The 17,493-nt window shown below is 44.6% G+C and carries 28 protein-coding genes; 2 read left to right on the plus strand and 26 right to left on the minus strand.

Annotated features, from left to right (window positions below; all coding sequences use genetic code 11):
- Positions 1–14 precede the first annotated feature (14 nt).
- From HEQ50_RS01590 to HEQ50_RS01690, 21 genes are all read right to left on the minus strand, one after another.
- Positions 15–2,273: a minor capsid protein gene (locus HEQ50_RS01590; RefSeq protein ID WP_168898717.1), complete on the minus strand. Its 2,259-nt coding sequence runs from the start codon at positions 2,271–2,273 to the stop codon at positions 15–17.
- Positions 2,260–3,681 (minus strand): phage portal protein, encoded by a 1,422-nt coding sequence (locus HEQ50_RS01595; protein WP_168898718.1) that lies wholly within the window; start codon positions 3,679–3,681, stop codon positions 2,260–2,262. The genes HEQ50_RS01590 and HEQ50_RS01595 overlap by 14 nt, the downstream gene beginning before the upstream one ends.
- The gene (locus HEQ50_RS01600; RefSeq protein WP_168898719.1) at positions 3,672–4,925 is read right to left on the minus strand and encodes a PBSX family phage terminase large subunit; all 1,254 of its coding nucleotides are present in this window, start codon (positions 4,923–4,925) and stop codon (positions 3,672–3,674) included. The genes HEQ50_RS01595 and HEQ50_RS01600 overlap by 10 nt, the downstream gene beginning before the upstream one ends.
- Positions 4,918–5,352, minus strand: coding sequence for a terminase small subunit (locus HEQ50_RS01605; RefSeq protein ID WP_168898720.1), 435 nt, complete (start codon positions 5,350–5,352; stop codon positions 4,918–4,920). The genes HEQ50_RS01600 and HEQ50_RS01605 overlap by 8 nt, the downstream gene beginning before the upstream one ends.
- 16 nt (positions 5,353–5,368) lie before the next feature.
- Entirely contained in the window at positions 5,369–5,929 is a 561-nt protein-coding gene (locus HEQ50_RS01610) for a hypothetical protein (RefSeq protein WP_168898721.1), read from the minus strand.
- 492 nt (positions 5,930–6,421) lie between these two features.
- The gene (locus HEQ50_RS01615) at positions 6,422–6,916 is read right to left on the minus strand and encodes a hypothetical protein (RefSeq protein ID WP_168898722.1); all 495 of its coding nucleotides are present in this window, start codon (positions 6,914–6,916) and stop codon (positions 6,422–6,424) included.
- A complete protein-coding gene (locus HEQ50_RS01620; RefSeq protein ID WP_168898723.1) occupies positions 6,906–7,103 on the minus strand; it encodes a hypothetical protein in 198 nt (65 codons plus the stop codon). Before HEQ50_RS01620 ends, HEQ50_RS01615 begins: the two co-directional genes overlap by 11 nt.
- Entirely contained in the window at positions 7,096–7,326 is a 231-nt protein-coding gene (locus HEQ50_RS01625) for a hypothetical protein (protein ID WP_168898724.1), read from the minus strand. Before HEQ50_RS01625 ends, HEQ50_RS01620 begins: the two co-directional genes overlap by 8 nt.
- Positions 7,323–7,631 carry a MazG-like family protein gene (locus HEQ50_RS01630; RefSeq protein ID WP_211089158.1) on the minus strand — a complete coding sequence of 103 codons (309 nt, stop codon included), beginning with the start codon at positions 7,629–7,631 and terminating at the stop codon, positions 7,323–7,325. The genes HEQ50_RS01625 and HEQ50_RS01630 overlap by 4 nt, the downstream gene beginning before the upstream one ends.
- Positions 7,632–7,853: 222 nt before the next feature.
- Positions 7,854–8,057 carry a hypothetical protein gene (locus HEQ50_RS01635; protein WP_168898725.1) on the minus strand — a complete coding sequence of 68 codons (204 nt, stop codon included), beginning with the start codon at positions 8,055–8,057 and terminating at the stop codon, positions 7,854–7,856.
- Positions 8,058–8,502: 445 nt separating this feature from the next.
- Positions 8,503–8,988, minus strand: a complete 486-nt coding sequence (locus HEQ50_RS01640; protein WP_168898726.1) for a hypothetical protein — start codon at positions 8,986–8,988, stop codon at positions 8,503–8,505.
- Positions 8,978–9,172 carry a hypothetical protein gene (locus HEQ50_RS01645; protein ID WP_168898727.1) on the minus strand — a complete coding sequence of 65 codons (195 nt, stop codon included), beginning with the start codon at positions 9,170–9,172 and terminating at the stop codon, positions 8,978–8,980. Before HEQ50_RS01645 ends, HEQ50_RS01640 begins: the two co-directional genes overlap by 11 nt.
- 132 nt (positions 9,173–9,304) lie before the next feature.
- Positions 9,305–9,550, minus strand: a complete 246-nt coding sequence (locus tag HEQ50_RS01650) for a hypothetical protein (RefSeq protein WP_168898728.1) — start codon at positions 9,548–9,550, stop codon at positions 9,305–9,307.
- Positions 9,551–9,573: 23 nt separating this feature from the next.
- Positions 9,574–10,014: a hypothetical protein gene (locus tag HEQ50_RS01655; protein ID WP_168898729.1), complete on the minus strand. Its 441-nt coding sequence runs from the start codon at positions 10,012–10,014 to the stop codon at positions 9,574–9,576.
- Positions 10,015–10,070: 56 nt separating this feature from the next.
- The gene (locus HEQ50_RS01660) at positions 10,071–10,325 is read right to left on the minus strand and encodes a hypothetical protein (RefSeq protein WP_168898730.1); all 255 of its coding nucleotides are present in this window, start codon (positions 10,323–10,325) and stop codon (positions 10,071–10,073) included.
- Positions 10,322–11,092 carry an ATP-binding protein gene (locus HEQ50_RS01665; protein ID WP_334427289.1) on the minus strand — a complete coding sequence of 257 codons (771 nt, stop codon included), beginning with the start codon at positions 11,090–11,092 and terminating at the stop codon, positions 10,322–10,324. The genes HEQ50_RS01660 and HEQ50_RS01665 overlap by 4 nt, the downstream gene beginning before the upstream one ends.
- Positions 11,093–11,821 (minus strand): conserved phage C-terminal domain-containing protein, encoded by a 729-nt coding sequence (locus HEQ50_RS01670; RefSeq protein ID WP_168898731.1) that lies wholly within the window; start codon positions 11,819–11,821, stop codon positions 11,093–11,095.
- Entirely contained in the window at positions 11,799–12,503 is a 705-nt protein-coding gene (locus HEQ50_RS01675) for a putative HNHc nuclease (protein WP_168898732.1), read from the minus strand. The genes HEQ50_RS01670 and HEQ50_RS01675 overlap by 23 nt, the downstream gene beginning before the upstream one ends.
- 10 nt (positions 12,504–12,513) lie before the next feature.
- A complete protein-coding gene (gene ssb / locus HEQ50_RS01680) occupies positions 12,514–13,026 on the minus strand; it encodes a single-stranded DNA-binding protein (RefSeq protein WP_168898733.1) in 513 nt (170 codons plus the stop codon).
- Positions 12,989–13,735, minus strand: a complete 747-nt coding sequence (locus HEQ50_RS01685; protein ID WP_168898734.1) for an ERF family protein — start codon at positions 13,733–13,735, stop codon at positions 12,989–12,991. The genes ssb and HEQ50_RS01685 overlap by 38 nt, the downstream gene beginning before the upstream one ends.
- A gap of 2 nt (positions 13,736–13,737) precedes the next feature.
- A complete protein-coding gene (locus HEQ50_RS01690; protein WP_168898735.1) occupies positions 13,738–14,304 on the minus strand; it encodes a host-nuclease inhibitor Gam family protein in 567 nt (188 codons plus the stop codon).
- Positions 14,305–14,639: 335 nt separating this feature from the next.
- On the opposite strand from HEQ50_RS01690, the gene HEQ50_RS01695 reads away from it, so the two are divergent.
- Complete coding sequence (locus HEQ50_RS01695; RefSeq protein ID WP_168898736.1) at positions 14,640–15,008, plus strand: hypothetical protein; 369 nt, start codon at positions 14,640–14,642, stop codon at positions 15,006–15,008.
- Here HEQ50_RS01695 and HEQ50_RS12865 read toward each other — a convergent pair.
- The 4 genes from HEQ50_RS12865 to HEQ50_RS01715 all read right to left on the minus strand — a co-directional run bounded on the left by HEQ50_RS12865 (position 15,005) and on the right by HEQ50_RS01715 (position 16,659).
- On the minus strand, positions 15,005–15,211 hold the full coding sequence (locus tag HEQ50_RS12865) for an MW1434 family type I TA system toxin (RefSeq protein ID WP_168898737.1): 207 nt from the start codon (positions 15,209–15,211) through the stop codon (positions 15,005–15,007). The two genes, HEQ50_RS01695 and HEQ50_RS12865, sit on opposite strands and share 4 nt — an antisense overlap.
- Positions 15,212–15,341: 130 nt before the next feature.
- Positions 15,342–15,611: a hypothetical protein gene (locus HEQ50_RS01705; RefSeq protein ID WP_168898738.1), complete on the minus strand. Its 270-nt coding sequence runs from the start codon at positions 15,609–15,611 to the stop codon at positions 15,342–15,344.
- Positions 15,612–15,709: 98 nt separating this feature from the next.
- Positions 15,710–16,438, minus strand: coding sequence for a Rha family transcriptional regulator (locus HEQ50_RS12760; RefSeq protein ID WP_168898739.1), 729 nt, complete (start codon positions 16,436–16,438; stop codon positions 15,710–15,712).
- Between the two features lie 11 nt (positions 16,439–16,449).
- Positions 16,450–16,659 carry a transcriptional regulator gene (locus HEQ50_RS01715; protein WP_334427288.1) on the minus strand — a complete coding sequence of 70 codons (210 nt, stop codon included), beginning with the start codon at positions 16,657–16,659 and terminating at the stop codon, positions 16,450–16,452.
- 49 nt (positions 16,660–16,708) lie between these two features.
- Between HEQ50_RS01715 and HEQ50_RS01720 the strand changes: the two genes are divergently transcribed.
- Positions 16,709–17,041, plus strand: a complete 333-nt coding sequence (locus tag HEQ50_RS01720) for a hypothetical protein (protein ID WP_168898740.1) — start codon at positions 16,709–16,711, stop codon at positions 17,039–17,041.
- Here HEQ50_RS01720 and HEQ50_RS01725 read toward each other — a convergent pair.
- The gene (locus HEQ50_RS01725; protein WP_168898741.1) at positions 17,034–17,306 is read right to left on the minus strand and encodes a hypothetical protein; all 273 of its coding nucleotides are present in this window, start codon (positions 17,304–17,306) and stop codon (positions 17,034–17,036) included. The two genes, HEQ50_RS01720 and HEQ50_RS01725, sit on opposite strands and share 8 nt — an antisense overlap.
- Positions 17,307–17,493: the final 187 nt, after the last annotated feature.

The raw sequence follows: 17,493 nt of genomic DNA on the forward strand, positions 1-17,493 counted from the left end.
GCGATTACCCTCCCTTACATAATTGCCAGAATACCTAGAATGAACTGTGCATAATCTTTATCTTTGGTTACATCATAACTCATCCGGTACACAGACTCTAGCCCCATAGACAATAGTTCGTAAGCTGAATCCTCAGTATTTCCATAATCCTTGCCCATATACGGACTCAGAAAGTTATCTTTCCGCGTTTTCTCCCAGCTGTCATAAGCTTTATTTCCAGTAACCTTACTCAGCTTTTCGAGTCTATCACTATACGTTCTACGTTGATAAAATTCATGTTCCAACTTGGTGACTCTGGGATCAAGATGCTCATTCCGATGTCCTAACTCATGAAATGCAACCTTCAGTCCATTAGAACTGTCCTGAACATTACTTAATGCTAACTCCGAAGTCGCCTGACCAAATTCGTGGCGGTAATAGCCCCGGTCTGTCTCAAATACCTTCATTGTTCCAATCGAATTCGAAATATCAAACCAATCACTGGGATAGTAATCATACGTTTTATTGATCAATTCTCCAACCTTGGAATCTGATTCTGGAGCAAACTTCATTTCAACATTTTTCCTACCCATAACTCGAAACTTACTCAACATGTCTTTGACATCTTGTGACTGTTGGTTTTTTATCCCAAACTTGCTGGCTTCCAACTTTTTTTGTTCGGCTATTACTTGATTATACTTCCTTGTAACCTTCTTATAAAATTCTGGATCACCATCACGCTGATACTTCACACGCATTGCGTTGTACTCTTTAAGATGGGTTGAATAATTAGATTGTTGCTTATCAATGGTGGCTTGTCGACTGGAAAATCCTTTTTCGAATCTTCTTTCATACAGAGAGCGGCCAACCCTGCTAATTTCCGCTTCAGTAGGCTGATAGAGTTGCATAAGGACCTTTCTACGAAGATTCATGATGTCATCATCTGTCATCAAAGCGTTGGCTTTCGCCTTCTTAGCCTCAGCTATCGCTTGCTTTCTCTGATTGACTTGCTTTAGCCAATTTGACATCTCTATTTGTTGTCCATCGCTCAATCCTCTCGGAAGCAAGTATGAAAGGTCTTCTTCGTCTTCGTAGCCTACCAACTTATTGAGCCACTCATTTCCCAGGCGCTGGCCTCTCTCAGAATCGAATGTAACCATATCTCCATCTGGTAGCCCAGTGACTTTCAAACCTTTCGGCCACAGTTTAGAGTCCAAGGCGTCAATGCCAGGAAGTGAAGTGACAACGGGATTCGTTGCGGCTCCAAATGACTTCTTCCACTCATTGAACTTAACATCCTTGATCATCTTCCCCTTGCCAGTCTCAGGGTCCCGTGACCAGCGTTCGGTGATATCCGGCAAGTCTTCCAAATAAGGCACTGTGGTACAACGACAGTATGGATGGATAAGCGGATAGTTGATACCATCTTTGCGCTCTGATAGCTTAATTTTCTGACCATCAAGCCTCCCACAAGTGTCGCAAGTATGGGATTCTAGGGTAGCCATGTACTCATACCACTCAATTTCGTTCTCTTCGTAGCCCTTAGCTGCTGCCTCTTCGGCAATGTGGCCCATCTCGGAAGTGACCAACCGATGCACATTAGACTTCTTGAAGTCCTGAAACTTAGCGTGAAACAGCTGGCTAGCTTTCTGTGGACTATAGCCCATCAGCGTACTAGTGAGTACCGAATCTTTCAGTATCTTCGGTAAATCCTGCTGGTAGTTCTTCCAGATACGTTTCGAGAAGTCCTTGCCATCTTTCCCCCAGGGGGTTGATACAGCTATCCGCAGTTGTGCTTCATTGAAATGGGCAAAGTTGGCTGTGAAAGCCCCTTTGGACGCTTGAACGGTATAATTGGTCCGCATGTAGGTATCTTCAAACTGATTAGCCAATCCATCTCGCATCCTGTCAGCCTCTCGACTAGCGTATGGTTGGGCAACCTGCCGCAACTGCTGCTCTAAGTCTTGGAGCCTGGCAACTCGGCTACGATAGTACTCTTCATCTAAGCGTTCGGTATGCCGACCTCTCTTGGCGTTCCGTTCAAAACGTTCTAGCGTCATCCCCCAATTCTGAGAGTTAACGTCTGCCAGGCCAGTAACAGCCTCTTCCTTGGTCATCCCCTGGTTGTTGGCATACTTAACGTACCATTTCTCCATCTCAGCATGCAGTTCACGATACATACCATTAAGTTCAGATTGGAGAGCCTTCTCGTAAGCCTCAGCATTCTTGATTTCCTTGGCCTTGACTTGAAGATGACGCCGTTTCCAGTACTTCTCGGTGCTAGCTTTCGTCATCGTCCTCACCGCCTAAGTTATCAAGTACATCTGGGTTAGCATAACCATCACGCTTCACAATATCGTCTTGCCGGTCTTGGAGTTCCTGCTGTGGATCATCCACAATCGGATTGGACTTGGCAATCGCTTCATCACTAGAATACTGTGCAAGCTGAGCCACAATCTGTGCTTGCTCCAAGTCGTTTTGAATGGCAGTCCGAGTCCAGGTCTGATTAATCTTGCGACCGTCAGCGTCAGGTACCTTTAGCCATCTCAAAATGGCCCGAACTAGCTCGGTGAGGGCGTCTCGGAAGTAAGATTCAGTGATAGACGCTTTGAGTTCCAAGTGTCCATACAGAGCACGGATAGCCGTTCCCGACGCATTACCAATTTCTTTGAAGTCCACAGGATTAATCCCCTGTGCCTCGACGAATAAGTCTGACTTGGTAACCTCTAGCAGCGCATTGCGGGCCTCCACAGGAATATCAATGGTCAGCTTATCCACACCTGACTTGTCGCCGGTACCAACGCTGTCCATCTTGATAGCATGGTCTTCTTTGAGTGCCTTCATGAAGCTAGCCAGATCTTCGCCACCATAGTTGGTGAGCACCAGAATGACTTGCTGAATATCGTCAATATCATTCACGAAGCCGTTATAGACGGTATCGTAAACGTCAATTAGGCCCTTGTATTTCAGTAGTTCAGGCCGTTGGTATTTGTTCTTGGGGAAAGCAATAAATGGAATACGATCCAGCTGGTGTTCCAATACTGCTCCGGTCCCCGTCTCATTCCCGCTAGTCACATCATAGAGAGTAAAGCGATCATTGTAGAGTGCTAGGTCACTGTAGTCTGACATTTCTGACTTAAATACCGTCACATCCTTGTCAGTCCAGTATTCATGAACCCTAAAGAACTTACCGGTCTCAGGATTAAGCTGCTTGTAGCTACGTCTGAGGGCCAGTAGCTTACGGTCTAAGTCGCTTGAGTAGATGGGTACCAATTGATCAGGCGGCACGATACCATACCGGAACTGGCCGCTATCATCAACCCAGTAGTGTAGCCAAGCAACCCCAGCATTTGAGGCATCCACCACCATCTGATTAAGTCGGAGGTTGAAGTTATCTCCCAGGGCGTCCTTAATCTTATCGTTGAGCGCCTCATCTTCCACATCAATGGTCGGCGGTACCGTGGCCACGTAGCCAGCTTCCTGGTCTACTAAGAGCTGATGGAAGTTACTGGATACACGGTTATCGGCTCGACGTAGCGGCTCATCCTTACCAGCTTCGTTTAGCTTAGACTCACCATTGTTGCGGTTCGTGATGTCGTTTTTATTGAAGTAGTACTTTAACGACTTGTCGAACTGGTTGGCAAACTTGGTTCGTCGCCCATCAGTATTCTTAAGTAGTTTCTTCATCGTCTTTATTTCCATGGTCTGAAACCTCCCTTCCTCATCAATGATTCGAGTTCATATCTGGTCTTATCAATACTGTGGTCATTGCCATCCGGGTACCCAGCCTTAAAGTTGCCGTTGGGGTCCCGCGCTAACTCATAGCTTGTAAACTCACGGGCAGTATTCGGGCACCGTACCGGGTCAATCACAATCTCACGCAAATCTTGTAGCCACTTGAAGCCGTGTTCCCGGCTACCAGGACCCTTGCGAGCACCGACTACGTTTAATCCATAGTCACGGAACTCAGCAATGGTACGGGGTTCAGCAGAGTCAGCGGTAATCAATCCGTTCTCAGGGTTAAGCCGCTTAATGGCTTCCACAGCCTCACGATTGGTCATGCCAACTTGGTAAATTTCATTAAAAAGAAAGACCCGGCGTCTTGCCGCGTCCCAGTACGCATCCCCATAGGCTAGTGGATCGTGGGCGAACCCAAAGTCCATGCCATGATAGATTTTGTCGAAGTGACTAATCTCTTCATCGGTAATTTCTCTGATAGTCAGATTGTTGAAGACCTCGGCCCCCGTCCCAGTAACCTCGCCTAGATACTCATGAGCATAGGCCTTTGGATTGTCCTTCTTGAGCTGTTCTGCATCGGCCAGGAATTCCTTGCCAAGCCAACTTCTTGGTACTGACAAGTAATCAGATGTATGTACCAAGGTGTCTTCACGGCGGCTTTGTTCTTCTCTGGCCTGATTGACCCAATTATTAACACTGGCCGGTGGGTTGTAGGAATAGAAAGTCAGGATATCTGAGCCACCCCGGTTCAACGACTGGTTGATGTTCCGAATTTCCTTCCAACCCTTGAAGTCAGCAACTTCTTCAAAATGCTTATACTTCGTGTAGCCGTGTCGGAACTTTTGTGACTTAATCTTCTCCGGCTTGTCAGCCCCTTTAAATCGTATCTGCTGTCCGGTGGGAATGTAAGTCAGCTGCATAGGACTTACTGAGTCCGACCACAGATGGGAAACTCCGAGGGTATCAATCGCCCATAAGTACTGGTCGTAGACTGACTCACGAAGGTTGGAAGCATACCGCCGCATGACTACAGCGTTGGCGTCCGTGTCTTTCATGATACCCAACACAATTTCAAGCGAAATAAAAGAGGACTTGGTTGACCCACGTCCTCCTGATAACCAGTAATTTGAATGTAAGCGATGCTTAATATCTTGGTAAAGCTGGTAGAAGCTCGGTGCCATGGAGTGTGCAAGGCTGATTTTAGCCATCTTCATCACTCCCAGCGGGGATGTCGTCGGTAATTTGCACGGGACCAACTGTTGCGGTTACGTCTCGCTTCTCCGTCCACATAGCCAGACGCTTACCGAGAAGCTCAGCAGCCTTGACTCGATCCTTGGCACCAACTTCCACATCGGTATAAATTCCCTTAGCCGTGGCAACCGACTCGGTCTCTTCACCACGCATGGTTGCGGTGAGATACTCTAGGATTTCCTGTTGGTCAGCAATCTTTCCGTCAGAAATCTCTTTTAACCGAGATTCGATGTAAGAAGCGATTGCAGGTTTTTGCAAGTTCTCAGCACCGATTGAATGGGCGCTTCGCTTCGCATAACCCGCTAGTTCAGCGGCCTGCGTTGCATTACCGCTAATAACGTATTCGTCAGCAAATTTCTGCTGTTTTACTGTTAGTTTCTGCATTTTGCAGGCCTCCTCTTCACTTACCAGACACAGTCTTTTCTCTCACTGCAAGTAGGCCTCTAATAAGGTCCTTATATTCTGACCTATCTTGTGAATAAATTTTAAAATTAAACTGATTCTTATCTACTGTCTCATTACTCTGAACTTTCTGTGCTATCTTGGCTATCTCTTTATTGGTCTCTTCCATTTGTTTGATAATTTCTTTAACGTTAGTTTGAACATTGCTTTGATCATCTGAAAAGTAACCCTTGTACTTTTCCCAAACAAAGTCTAAATTTTCCCTTGTCAAAGAAAAATTGTAAATCTGTGGTATCTCCTCATTGTAAAATGTAATATCAACTTTGTCTGTCGAAAAGATAAAATCAATTGAAATCTTACTTAACGCCGAATCTGCTTTACGCGTTGCTACTATAAGACTATCAATTGCTTCAAGCTTATCTTGAATTTTCAATGCCTTCTTGCTGTTGTACCTATTCCAAAACGACGTAATGGCAGGTGCAAGTACCGCACTAACTACCACTGAGCTGGCTATAGAAACCCACATACTCAAAGTGACCACTCCTTTTAACCACAGCATAACAAAACCCCAGCATTACTGCTAGGGCCAGTCTGAAGGAGATGTAATAATGGATCATGCCAGTGGTAGGATTCGCACCTACTCACCCAATGGGACCGGTTTTACAGACCGGCATAGCTCTCTTACTCTAACGCACTGGCATATGTAAGGGGCACGTACCCACTTAAGGATAGTCCCCAACCGGTTAGGCTTTAAGATTAGCCATCAACTCACGTTTCCCACTGTGTACAGAGGCCAGACGCTCTTCTGGATTTAAGCAGTCCGGGGATTCGAACCTCGGCTCCCTTACGTTATGGAGTGGTCCGACTACAGCCACTTAACATTGCGGGTGAGGATTTGCACCTCACAACTGCAGACTGGATTGAAGAAGGACTTGGGACTTCAGTCTAGCTACGTCTACCTATTCCGCCACCGCAATACCTACAATTCAAGTTTATCTCACAATATCATAGTAACTCTTTAGAACGGGACTTTGGGGACGGATATTCGGCGCTATTTGGACATGTCGTTCAATCCATCAACTCCAAAAATCATAACTGAAAGCTCATCAATTGCCCGCCGTTCGTCCCGTCGAATAGTCTTCTCGTCACAACTAAATCTTTCGGCTAGTTTAGTTCGAGTAATACCCGGTCCATCAATATACAAATCGCGAATGATACGATAACGCCGCTGTTGCTCAGGGGTACCTTCCATGCAAAGCTTTTTGTACCGCTCTAAAATCTGGTTGACAAAGACTAGCATCTCTTTGGAGCGTGCCCGGTAACCCAACAAGGAGATAAGGGATAATTCATACTGAGATAGTGGCGTGTCATCGTCAATCTTCGGTAAGGCAACATCCAAATGATTTTCCAGAAAGCGGTAATTTTTCAGAAGCTCCTTAGTGTTTCGCAACTCTTTCTCAGATTCCGACTTGGAAAAGCTCTTACTACGCGTGATCAACCCATCAACAATTTTGCCAATAGTACTGTCAGACAGCTCAATCGCCATTCACAAGCACCTCCCGAATCACTGCATTACGTTCAAGACTAGACAACCGATGATAGGCCACATGGACGTTGTGAGGGAGTTTGTGGACGTGGTTGCTAATCCACACCAGGGAGCGAATAATATCCTGGCATTGGTCTTCAAACACGGTCAGCAAGTAGTTACGGAACGTTTTCTGGTCATCAGTCATTGTTAGTCACTCCTTCTTCAGCCCACTCAGCGACAACTTTAATTCCCGGAACCGTGTACACCCGTCCATCATTCAAAGTGACCTCATAAACGAAAGTTGATAGTGGCATTTTATTTGGTAAGAATTGATTGCTATCGATTCTACAAGCCTTTGTTTCTTTGTCCCCCAATTCAACTACGGTCTCACCTGTTTCAATAAGTTCTAGTCTAACAATTTTCATCATAAGTCCGTCTCCTTAACAAATACCCCATTGACCAACTTACCCTTACGCCCGCTAATCTCTTTATAGGCACGTTCTAAGCAGTCTTCGATAGATAGGCCTCGTTGCTGGCAGTAGATGGTCAGAACCACCAGAATGTCGCCTACGCTATCAATTTCTGTATTAAGTTGACGCTTGTTGTATGCGGCTGATAACTCACCGACTTCTTCGACCAACTTTAGCAACTGCTTGGCCGGGGACTGAGCGTTTAAGTTGCGTTCGACCGACCAGTTTTCAATGCTTTCAATGTTTTCAATTAAATTACTCATTCGATTACGTCTCCTTTTATATTCTGCTACTGCCCTTCATCCGTCAGTCTCCGTCCACACATGGGACAGTACGCAATAACCCCTGTGTAGTCCAAATCACCCGCGAAGTGCTCGACCGCAATGACTGGGTAACTTGGATCGCTAGTATCAACTGAAATTCGGAAGTCACTGTTAGCTGTATCGTTTAGGTCCGCCTTGCCGTGGCAGTACGGACAGGATTGTTTACCCATTTTCAATCACCCACTTAATCGCCTCATAGACCTCGCCAGGCTTTTCAAACACTAAGTGATCAGTGCTTCCCACACCCAGCAAGTCGCTAACCACCGTATCAAAAATATCAACCGTTTCGGGATTCCCAGTACCATACTCCCATACAATTTGTCGCACCAATTTCCACTCGTCAGGACTCAATTCAGGCTTTTTCATTCGACTACCTCCATTTCATTCGGAAGTTTTTCCAACCCGTGGCTTTTCGCTGATTCCTCTGTGAACCAAAAATTGTACCGGCGTAAGATGTTGGGCCGCGCATTCTCTCCAACAACGGCCAAATTCCCGTGTTTATCAGTTGCATAGTAGTTCTTACCAAAAAACTCACTGTTTAAATCACCTGGAACCGGAATTCTAAATTTACTCATTCTTAATCACCTCAAAAACAACTTTCTCTCTGTACAGCCGACCATCAATTAGTTTCTTTTCGTGGATCGCTTCAAACTCATAAGTTGGATACGCCTTTGACCCTCGCTGACTAGCACCGTGTGTAATCGCCCGAATACTTCGGATAGGATCGCCAATCTTAGCACACCGACTGACAACCAATTTCTGAAGTTCTTTGAAAGAATTCACTCGGCGGTTTTGACTGGCGTACAGGCGGTTATAGACTAGCATCATTGGCAGTCACCTCTCGCCTACCCAGTTCAGCAATCTTTGCATAAATGCCGCCATGGGGTAATGCCTCAAGATATTTGATTAGCTGATTAAACTCTGAATCGGTAAAAATAGTGGTCGGATCTTTTAAATCATTCAATGACGCTTCGGCGTCAATGAAACTATCTTCAATCAACCCATGATATTCTGGCCTTCTCCAAATGCTAAACTCACCCGCCTTATCAACATCTTGTCCAACTACCACGTTCCATCGCTTCTCATCTTTCCGATCCTCAACCGGCGTGTTGGCAAATTCAACAATGATATTTGCAACTTTGGACGGCAGACTGCTGATACAGTATGAAGTATCTTTGGCACTCACTGTTGCTGTGCCAATTACATCGCCAATGATAGTAATTACCCAGTCGTCTCTTCTGCGGATTAACTTAAATCCAAGCAATTCCATCTTCTCTTTGAATTCGTTAGTCTTCATGGCTGGTACCTCCCCGCTTGCCCTTCTTCACCTTAACCACTTTGTCATTAAGAATCACAGTTCCTAACCCATTGTTAAACGTCACCATAACGGCGCCCTCACCAACTTGAAAGACTTCTCCACTCATGGTCGCTCCATTACGATCGTGCCAGTAAACCACGTCACCAATCTTGATATTATTCATTACAATTCCTCCTAGATAAGCATTTCTCGGATTTAAGCTCGTAAACAACACTAATTTCTTCAGTCACAACACTCAATCTGACTGTTTTCTCTAGCCGCGACTCACTGACAGCTAACTATTTATGCATCGTTGCTACTTCCCATTAATCGTCAACTTTGCGTCAACTAACTGATCACCTTCGTCATGAACGTTCTTGAATAGTTCGCTCAATGAATCGGCATGAGCAACAATTTCACTTTCTTCTAAGTCAACCATGAAACACTTTTCACCGGTTACACTTCCAACAATCAAGTACGGCGTCCCATCAGTACAGATAACCTGCCCCACTCCATAACTGCTCATTCCAGTTGAGCTAAACCGTTCGTCTACAATTTTCATCGTTTTCCCTCCTAGATAAACATTCAAAGCCTGGTCCTTACCTCTCGAACCCAGTCCGCATTCCGCTGTAACTTCGAACTGGTCTCTTTAATAGTTTTGTGGCGATAATATTTGAGCACCCGGCGGTCTTCTTCCGTCAGCACGTATTCGATGCTCTCTGGCATTCGTTTCAATACCCATCCCCGACTGTGGTGTAACCTAATGGCAATCTGGGTAACGAAGAACCCACGTTCCGCCAACTCACGGACTTCTAACAGTTCATCGGGATCCGTTCCCTCCGGCTCGCGGTTAGCAATGGCCCGAATTTCAGTTATCTCACTAGCCGGCCAATTCTTGACGTGACCAAATTCGGCTTCCACAGCTCGAATCCGCGTTAGAAGTTCCTCATTGAGGGCCATTGCGATCACTCCCACATTTACGTTCTTCTTGTGCTCCTGCCGAACAACACTCTGGACATGGTTCAAACGTCATAACTCCCGGCATAGTTTCAACATGGATTACTCTGCTTCCATGGCAGCTCTCACACCCCATAGTCACACCGCCTTACTACCACTTCGCCATGCACCAGCTGATCATCAGTGGAGTGAACGTTGCGGTATAATTCCTGCAAGCTTTTAAATAGCCGTGACACGTTGTTGCTGTCTAAGTCGACAATGGCGTATTCTCCGGCATGTTCTACAACGAGATAGATAAACCCTTCCGACTTGATAAGGTCGCCAACTTCGTACTCTCGTAATTCTGTCATGCTACCGTCAGACTGGTCATTAACTTTCATACGTTTCGTACCCCTTTCATCCCTTCAAAGAGTAGTTGATGTTTCGGATTATTTGGAAACACCCGATCAATGAACTTCCCTTCATACATTTGCTTTAACTGTTGCTTTGTATTGTTGGTCGTAATGATAGTGCACCCTCGAGATTGATTATTCTCAAAATCAACGCGTGCATTAGAAACTTGGTACATTAGATCTTGTAAGTCCTTGTGAACCGGTTTGATATTCCCAGTCATGCCACCCTCGGTGCCAAAATCATCTAGCACGAGAACATCAACCTCTGTCATCGAGCGCTTGATGTCATGAAGCTTAGCCGCAACACTGGAATCATCATATTTGTCTCCCACCAGTCGTAATAATTCGGCTGTTGACACAAACATTCCACTACGCCCCTTATCCATCAGATAATCCATCATTGCCAACGCAAGCGAGGTCTTACCTACCCCACGGTCGCCCATCATAGCAACATTGAAATTTTGCATCTCCATCTGTTTAGCTAATACAAACGCCTGTTTTCCAAGATTTTTTGCCCTGCTAGGATCAGTTTGCTTAGCAATATCCCATTTGCTAAACTCAAATCTGATTGGAATGTTGCCGGACCACACCGAGTCACTGTAGTACCGTCGCATTTTTTGCCTTGCTAAACGGCTATTAGCCATCTCCACAAACTTCCGTTCAATCTCTTCTTTAGTCGGCAGATTATCCGTATCAACGTGCTTAGCCTTGGCCAAACGACGGATATATGCCGCGTCAAAATTCACTGGTTGCACCTAATCACCTACCCAGTAGTCTCGTCCTTCTTGTACCTGTGCTGCTGGAGCGCTGTTCAAATACCCCTCAAACTTGCTGGCTCGGAAGAGTGTCGATGGTTGCAAGTACTTAGCCATCTTTGCATCAGCTAACCAGAGCCTACACTGGTTATCAATCACTTGGCGCATATCATCAGTCGTGAAACCATCCTTGTGGCGAGACAGCACCAAGCCCTTGTTCGTAGCAGTATGCTTAAAGTGCTTTCCTGTTTTTTCGTTAAGGTAGTCAATTACTGATTGCCATGGGAAGTCAGGTTCGGCGTCAGCCGGACTATGGTTCTTACTACCCTTACCTAACCTATCCTTACCTAACCTAACCTGTGTTGACGACTCGTCCACGGGCCGTCCACGTAACGTATACGCACCATTTTTGTCTTCATCAAGGCGCTGCTTTTCGTCACCATAAATCGTTACATTATAGGTATCACGCCGAATATAGTTGTGAACTTTCCAATCTTTGATTACAACGACACCTGATTCAAACGAGAAGATAAATTGCTTTGCAAGCAACAACTTTAGGTCATCTTCACTCGCCCCAATCATTCGACGAATGGTCTTTGCATTCGATACAAATCCATCATCGTCGGCGTGCATATTCAAGTGAAAATACAAGGCCTGTGAAGATAGCGGCATATCCAAAAAGATATCCGTATCAGTAATCTTCTTACTAAACATTCGACGTTGTGCCACCCTGCTCACCTCCGTAATTTCCTTGTACGCCAATCCTTTTAAGCGTCTCCACATCCAGCTTTAGTCCTTCTACTGGTACATGGTACTTGCTGCTAAACTTACTAGCTCCAACCATATGAAATTCAGTATGGTGTTTCCGACACAATGTCATTACATGACGTTTACTGTGATCAACTCGTCTACGATCTACTCCCATACCCACTACATCCAAGTGGTGGATATCCGCTGGTTTCCCGCAAATCATACAGCGTCGATGACGGCAACATTGATAGAGAAAGTATTCCTCGTCCCTCGGAAGTAGTTCATAGCCTTCCTTGAAGGGTACATGCCACTCAAACATGAAGTCGATAACTAGATCGATTAGCTGCTTAGCATCGCTGACAGACGATTTTGTAGCTTCTGCTAAGCTAATGTTCCTCCCACCTGTGTAAATCTGGAACTGGGTATAAAACAACGACTTCAGAAATTCAGACGGAACCACAAATTCGATAGAAATATCGTTCAGAAGGGCGAAAAACAATCTGCGTTGTTTGCCTCGAGCCTTGCGTGTATCTGCTACCTCAAAATCCACCCAAAACTGATTGCGACTTCCACTCACTGTTTCTAAGTGATCGCCATTTAGTTCATGATCCAAGTGAAGGATTAAGTCATGCCCTCTGAGTTCTGCTGGGACTCGTTCCATCTCATCACCCCTAAAATGGCAAATCCGCATCAGAAATCTCGATTCCGTCGACACCATTATTAGGATTGCTGTAACCTTGGTTCTGATGGCCATATTGCCCCTGTTGAGGCGGCTGACGTTGCTGATTGTTCTGCGGTCGGCCTTGTCCCTGAGGCTGTGGTTGATATCCATTGCTGTAACTGCCACTTTGCTGGTTGTTCCGATTCATTGGCTCTAGGAAGGTAAAGTCTTCAACCACGACCTCAGTTACATAAACACGTTGTCCCTGCTGATTCTCATAATTTCGTGTCTGGATGCGCCCCTCAATCCCAACAAGGGAGCCCTTGTGGAAAAAGTTAGAAAAGTTTTCTGCTGACTTTCGCCAGACAATACAATTAACAAAGTCTGCTTCGCGATCACCGTTCTGACTCTTATAACGCCGGTCCACCGCTAAATTAAAGTTTGCAGTAGCGACTCCGTTTTGCGTGTATCTTAATTCAGGGTCCTTAGTGAGTCGTCCCGTTAGTACCACGCGATTGATCATTCGTTCTTCCTCCCATTTGTTCAAGCTTCTTGATCACTTGCTCGGTCAATTGATTTGCCCTCTCGTGGTCAAGTTGATTTAAATTATTGATTTTTAATTGTCTAAGGTAGCTGTTCTGAACCGTTGGCAGGTCCGTCTTCCCCTTCTCGGCAATCGCTTTAAATAATGAAATCAATGTTGTAACTTGTCCGTCTGTGATTGGTCTTGGACCTGATTGATTATGATTACTGTCATACCCACCAGACTGACCCTGACGTGGGTCACCTTGTTGCCCTCTATTCTGCTGGTTGCCTTGGTACTGATTGCTCTGTGATTGTTCGCCATCATCATCGGCATCACTGACAATCCCGAAAATTGCCGACAGCTGATACCGCTTCGCATAAGTTATGGTTGAACCGCCTTCCTGTGCCGCGGACATACGCTTATTTTTGTCTATGCTGATCATATAAGGACCATAGTCGATATATTCACCGCTGGTATGCAGGAGCAATGTTCCGCAACCTATCTCTCCATTCGACGACACTGGATACTGCGTGACTGCAATCCCATTTTTACTGGTTACCGGCAAGAGTGCTTTATTGATTGAATCGAGGTTCGCGTACTTACTGTGCGTAATGGGATTAGTAATGTCTTTAGGGACTGCCGGAAGTTCTTGTTGTACTTTGGTGATGGCAGCTGCAATATTTTTGATAGATTCACTCATATTCATGATTAGCTATCCTCCGCCAACTTAATTTTCAGAGATTCAGTCACTTCTTTAGGTAGAGCACCCTCTAGGACCAAACCATCTTCATTGACGTAACGATTGCCTACAAAGTGAAAATGCTTTGCAATCTCCTTCTTATCCGGTTCCTTCTTAATTCGAATTAAATCAGATAGCCCCTGTTTCTCTAAGCTCTTAACAACCGCCTCATCCGACCACAGAACTCCTTTACGGGACTTCTGTGTAGACACGGTCCCAAACGGTGTATCAATACGTGCTTTGGGATCATCGATCCGCAGCTTCATCAGATAGTCTGCTAATTTCTCTTCAAAGAAGGCCCTATTCTCGGCATTAGCTTGTAGCTTATTATCAAGCCATTTTTCAACAACCTTAATCTTTTTCTTGATATCTTTGATTTGCTCTTCCGCATCTCGCTTACTGTCCTCATCGTTTGCAACCAATGCTTGGTACTTACGCATTACCCAAGTTGCTGAACCAGTGTCTGTAATCTCGAATTTAGGTTTATCCGCCTCATTACGGGCATCCTCTAAATCCATTTTTTCTAATGCATCCATCCCAATTCATCTCCCTCTAGCTTGAGATACATTTCATATTTTTGAAAACGATAGTAAGCTAGATTCTCATAGCCTATAGGGGTCCGCAAAAACTTCTGATGCCAGTATTCGCTCTTCTTCATTGAAAAATGCCTCGCTTTCCGGTATTCTTACCGTAGATAAATGTTTTTCTGAGACTCGCTAGCGTTGCACCGCTGACGAGTTTTTTCTTCGTCTGTGGATTAACTGAGCGTAGACTTGACTTCCACAGGTGCTTAACAGTGCTAGTGCTTAAAATAATTTCAAGTCTCCCTCTCTTTTCTGATACAATTCAGTTAGTGAAAGGATGTGGAGAAGTGTCTGATGAAATAAACGATGGTTTTAATCTCCTGACTAATGATGCCAAGTACCTTCTTCTTAACTTGTACAAGGAATATATTGGACGGCGCAACCACGGTATGATCAAAGTAAATGCAAGAGATTTTGGGAGTTCAGACAATATTCAGGAGTCCTTGATGCCCGAATGGAATCAAGACGATGTAGCCGACACTATACTTGAACTATCCCGAATGAATTTTGTCAAAACAGTTTCAGCATCTAACTTTGTACATGATGCCCGCTTAACAACTATTGCAATAGCCAGAATGGAACATCGCTATCAAGACAAGGTCAATAACGTTGTAGAAGCAATTGCAAAAGTTAAATCACTAATTCCATTCATCTAATACATCAACATCCAATCTCTTGCCAGCAAATCTTCAAGCTTCGGTTCCCATCTTGCCGTGATGGGACCTTTTTTGTTGCTTACAATAATCATTGCTGAATCCGTGTTCGTCCCGATAACTGTATCTCCGTTCGGCATCCAGGATTCACGTGTTATACCTATAGATGCCTCATGTGCTTTCTCTAACGCCTCTGAAATATCCACTCTATTTTCGCCACCTCTCATACCCAATTCTCAACAGGCCGCCAAGCCCGAAGACTGCTACAAAAATCGCTACTGCTGTCACTGTGCTACCTCCACTTGTCCTTATCCATCACTTGGCGCTGTCCACGACTTAAAATTCTGTGATAGATAAGATTGCTCGTTTCAATTCACTTGGTTCATAGAATACCTTGTTAGACTCTTTGTACCGACGTTCAATCAGCTTTACTTGCGGCTTGTTCTTGATATTCTTATCGAAGAAAGCACGTGAAACGCAGAGTTCCTTGAAGGCTGTATCACGATCTAACATGATGTACTCTCGAATGATTGTTTGAAGACGTGGCCCCAGATACTTTTCAACTTCATTGGCCACAGCATGCTCAACGACCGCTTCCAATTCCATACTGGTTCACCCCTATTCAAACATATCGTCAATTCCGTAATGACCGACTAACCAGCCTACGAACATTACCAGACTAAATTTAACTAGAATCACCATAACTATGCCTCCTGCACAATTTGTTCAACTTTGGGCACAATACCTTTTAACTTCAGAAAATCGTATAGGAACTTCTGTCCGGCCTGAGTCCACTTCATCGTGTTCCTAACCTGTTCCAATCCATGGCTGTCTTTATATGGAAACGGTTCGACATGGGTATACCCCTTGTCTTGATATACTGCATACAATAGCCACGTCTTGCCTTGCTTATACTGAATACCTAGCCCGTGTAATAGTTTATTGAACTCGCGCGTTGAATAGCCATAGTTCTTAGCAATAACCGAGGTTGCTTCCAATCCAGGATTAGCAAGCATCTTATCGGTATATTCTGCTTTAGGCTGCATAATGGTGATTTGCTCTGCTTGATCCGCAGCCAATCGCAACGCCTCTGGCAAAGTCGTTGGCAGTTGGAACTGGCTGACGTGTTTCTCCATTAGGTTAAATGCTTGAATATATTGGAGTTTAAAATTATCAGCTTTGCGTCCCGTGAATCCCATTACGATAAAAGCGAATCCGTCACGATTCATGTAGTACATCGGATTTGACTTGCCATTTGATGCCGTGTATCTTCCTTCTACAAACATGTTTTTCAGTAGAGCTGAATTTTCAGCCGTACTAATTTTGTTTTCAATTGCCTGAACAACATTTTTATGTTGCTTGCCAAATGTTTTTGCCACTTGAAGACTGCTGGTCACAGCCTGCTGGTCCCTCACAATCACTAAATCATTCATTGCCGTCCCTCCTATTCCTTAATGTCTAAAACTCGATAGACTTTCTGTCGAATCTCAACCGACTTGGGCGACATATCCGCGTGAATCGCGCGATTAAGTTGCACTGGCTTCTCGTTGATTAAACTAGCCAATTCAACCTGCGTCATGTCTTTCTCAAGCAGGCGCATCTTGATTCGGTTGGTGATAGCTTTGGCGCCCTCAACTAAATTCTGTTCTGTCACTTTTACTCACTTCCTTTTGATATAATTTTGTTGAAAGGTGGTGATTCTATTGGAACTTTCCAACAAAGAGATTGAAATACTTAGATTTTTAAATCGTAGTCCGCAAGGTCGCAACAATGAGCTTAGCCTTGAGTACTTGCTTGGACATTTTGAAACAAATATTCAATCTATAGGCGTTAGTCTTACCCCTCTTGAGAAAGACGGCTACATTGTCCGAAACAGTAAAGAGCGATACGTCCTAACGGAAACTGGTGCTAACTATCTTGAACGAATTCGCTCAACTTGGCTAAGAAAGACAAAAGAAAAAATGGTCTGGAGCATTGGTGCACCTATCGTTGTAGCTTTTGCAGTAAGTTTGATTACAAATCTCCTTATTAAATGAACCAGACACTTACAATCACAGCTACTAATATTGACAAACTCAAGCCTGCAATTCTCCAATTGGTATCCTCTCGTTTTCGACGCATGCTTCCCATCTCTTCTCGAACCTTAAAGTTTTCATGCTGAATCCGGTCAATGTTAGTTACTTCTCGACTGAGCTTTCCAAAAAGTTCTACAATCGCAACAACATCTGTCACAGACGCTTCTTTTGACCTTTCAGCCAACATCTTCATTTCTTCAATGATCAACTCACGTTGATTAACCAAGTTCATCCCTCCAGTCTTAGCTAGGTACATATACCAAGAAAGCCTTCCCTTGATATAAGGCGTAAAGCTTTTTATTTTCTCCTTTCATTACAGGTAACTTGAATTTACAAGTGCTTTATAAAGTTCGGCGATGGCTGCCACCATTGCTGGGCTTTTCTGATTTTCTGAATTGCTTACCAAGGCTAGA

The organism is Lactobacillus sp. HBUAS51381 (assembly GCF_012641095.1).
GTDB lineage: Bacteria > Bacillota > Bacilli > Lactobacillales > Lactobacillaceae > Levilactobacillus.

Coding starts and splice junctions, on each gene's coding strand:
- HEQ50_RS01690 (WP_168898735.1), bottom strand. CDS start 14,304: ATGGATGCATTAGAAAAAATGGATTTAGAGGATGCCCGTAATGAGGCG.
- HEQ50_RS01650 (WP_168898728.1), bottom strand. CDS start 9,550: ATGAAAATTGTAGACGAACGGTTTAGCTCAACTGGAATGAGCAGTTAT.
- HEQ50_RS01615 (WP_168898722.1), bottom strand. CDS start 6,916: ATGGCGATTGAGCTGTCTGACAGTACTATTGGCAAAATTGTTGATGGG.
- HEQ50_RS01590 (WP_168898717.1), bottom strand. CDS start 2,273: ATGACGAAAGCTAGCACCGAGAAGTACTGGAAACGGCGTCATCTTCAA.
- HEQ50_RS01605 (WP_168898720.1), bottom strand. CDS start 5,352: ATGCAGAAACTAACAGTAAAACAGCAGAAATTTGCTGACGAATACGTT.
- HEQ50_RS01610 (WP_168898721.1), bottom strand. CDS start 5,929: ATGCTGTGGTTAAAAGGAGTGGTCACTTTGAGTATGTGGGTTTCTATA.
- HEQ50_RS01630 (WP_211089158.1), bottom strand. CDS start 7,631: ATGAGTAATTTAATTGAAAACATTGAAAGCATTGAAAACTGGTCGGTC.
- ssb (WP_168898733.1), bottom strand. CDS start 13,026: ATGATCAATCGCGTGGTACTAACGGGACGACTCACTAAGGACCCTGAA.
- HEQ50_RS01675 (WP_168898732.1), bottom strand. CDS start 12,503: ATGGAACGAGTCCCAGCAGAACTCAGAGGGCATGACTTAATCCTTCAC.
- HEQ50_RS01595 (WP_168898718.1), bottom strand. CDS start 3,681: ATGGAAATAAAGACGATGAAGAAACTACTTAAGAATACTGATGGGCGA.
- HEQ50_RS12760 (WP_168898739.1), bottom strand. CDS start 16,438: ATGAATGATTTAGTGATTGTGAGGGACCAGCAGGCTGTGACCAGCAGT.
- HEQ50_RS01645 (WP_168898727.1), bottom strand. CDS start 9,172: ATGAATAATATCAAGATTGGTGACGTGGTTTACTGGCACGATCGTAAT.
- HEQ50_RS01625 (WP_168898724.1), bottom strand. CDS start 7,326: ATGATGAAAATTGTTAGACTAGAACTTATTGAAACAGGTGAGACCGTA.
- HEQ50_RS01635 (WP_168898725.1), bottom strand. CDS start 8,057: ATGAAAAAGCCTGAATTGAGTCCTGACGAGTGGAAATTGGTGCGACAA.
- HEQ50_RS01660 (WP_168898730.1), bottom strand. CDS start 10,325: ATGAAAGTTAATGACCAGTCTGACGGTAGCATGACAGAATTACGAGAG.
- HEQ50_RS01685 (WP_168898734.1), bottom strand. CDS start 13,735: ATGAATATGAGTGAATCTATCAAAAATATTGCAGCTGCCATCACCAAA.
- HEQ50_RS01705 (WP_168898738.1), bottom strand. CDS start 15,611: ATGGAATTGGAAGCGGTCGTTGAGCATGCTGTGGCCAATGAAGTTGAA.
- HEQ50_RS01620 (WP_168898723.1), bottom strand. CDS start 7,103: ATGACTGATGACCAGAAAACGTTCCGTAACTACTTGCTGACCGTGTTT.
- HEQ50_RS01640 (WP_168898726.1), bottom strand. CDS start 8,988: ATGAAGACTAACGAATTCAAAGAGAAGATGGAATTGCTTGGATTTAAG.
- HEQ50_RS01600 (WP_168898719.1), bottom strand. CDS start 4,925: ATGGCTAAAATCAGCCTTGCACACTCCATGGCACCGAGCTTCTACCAG.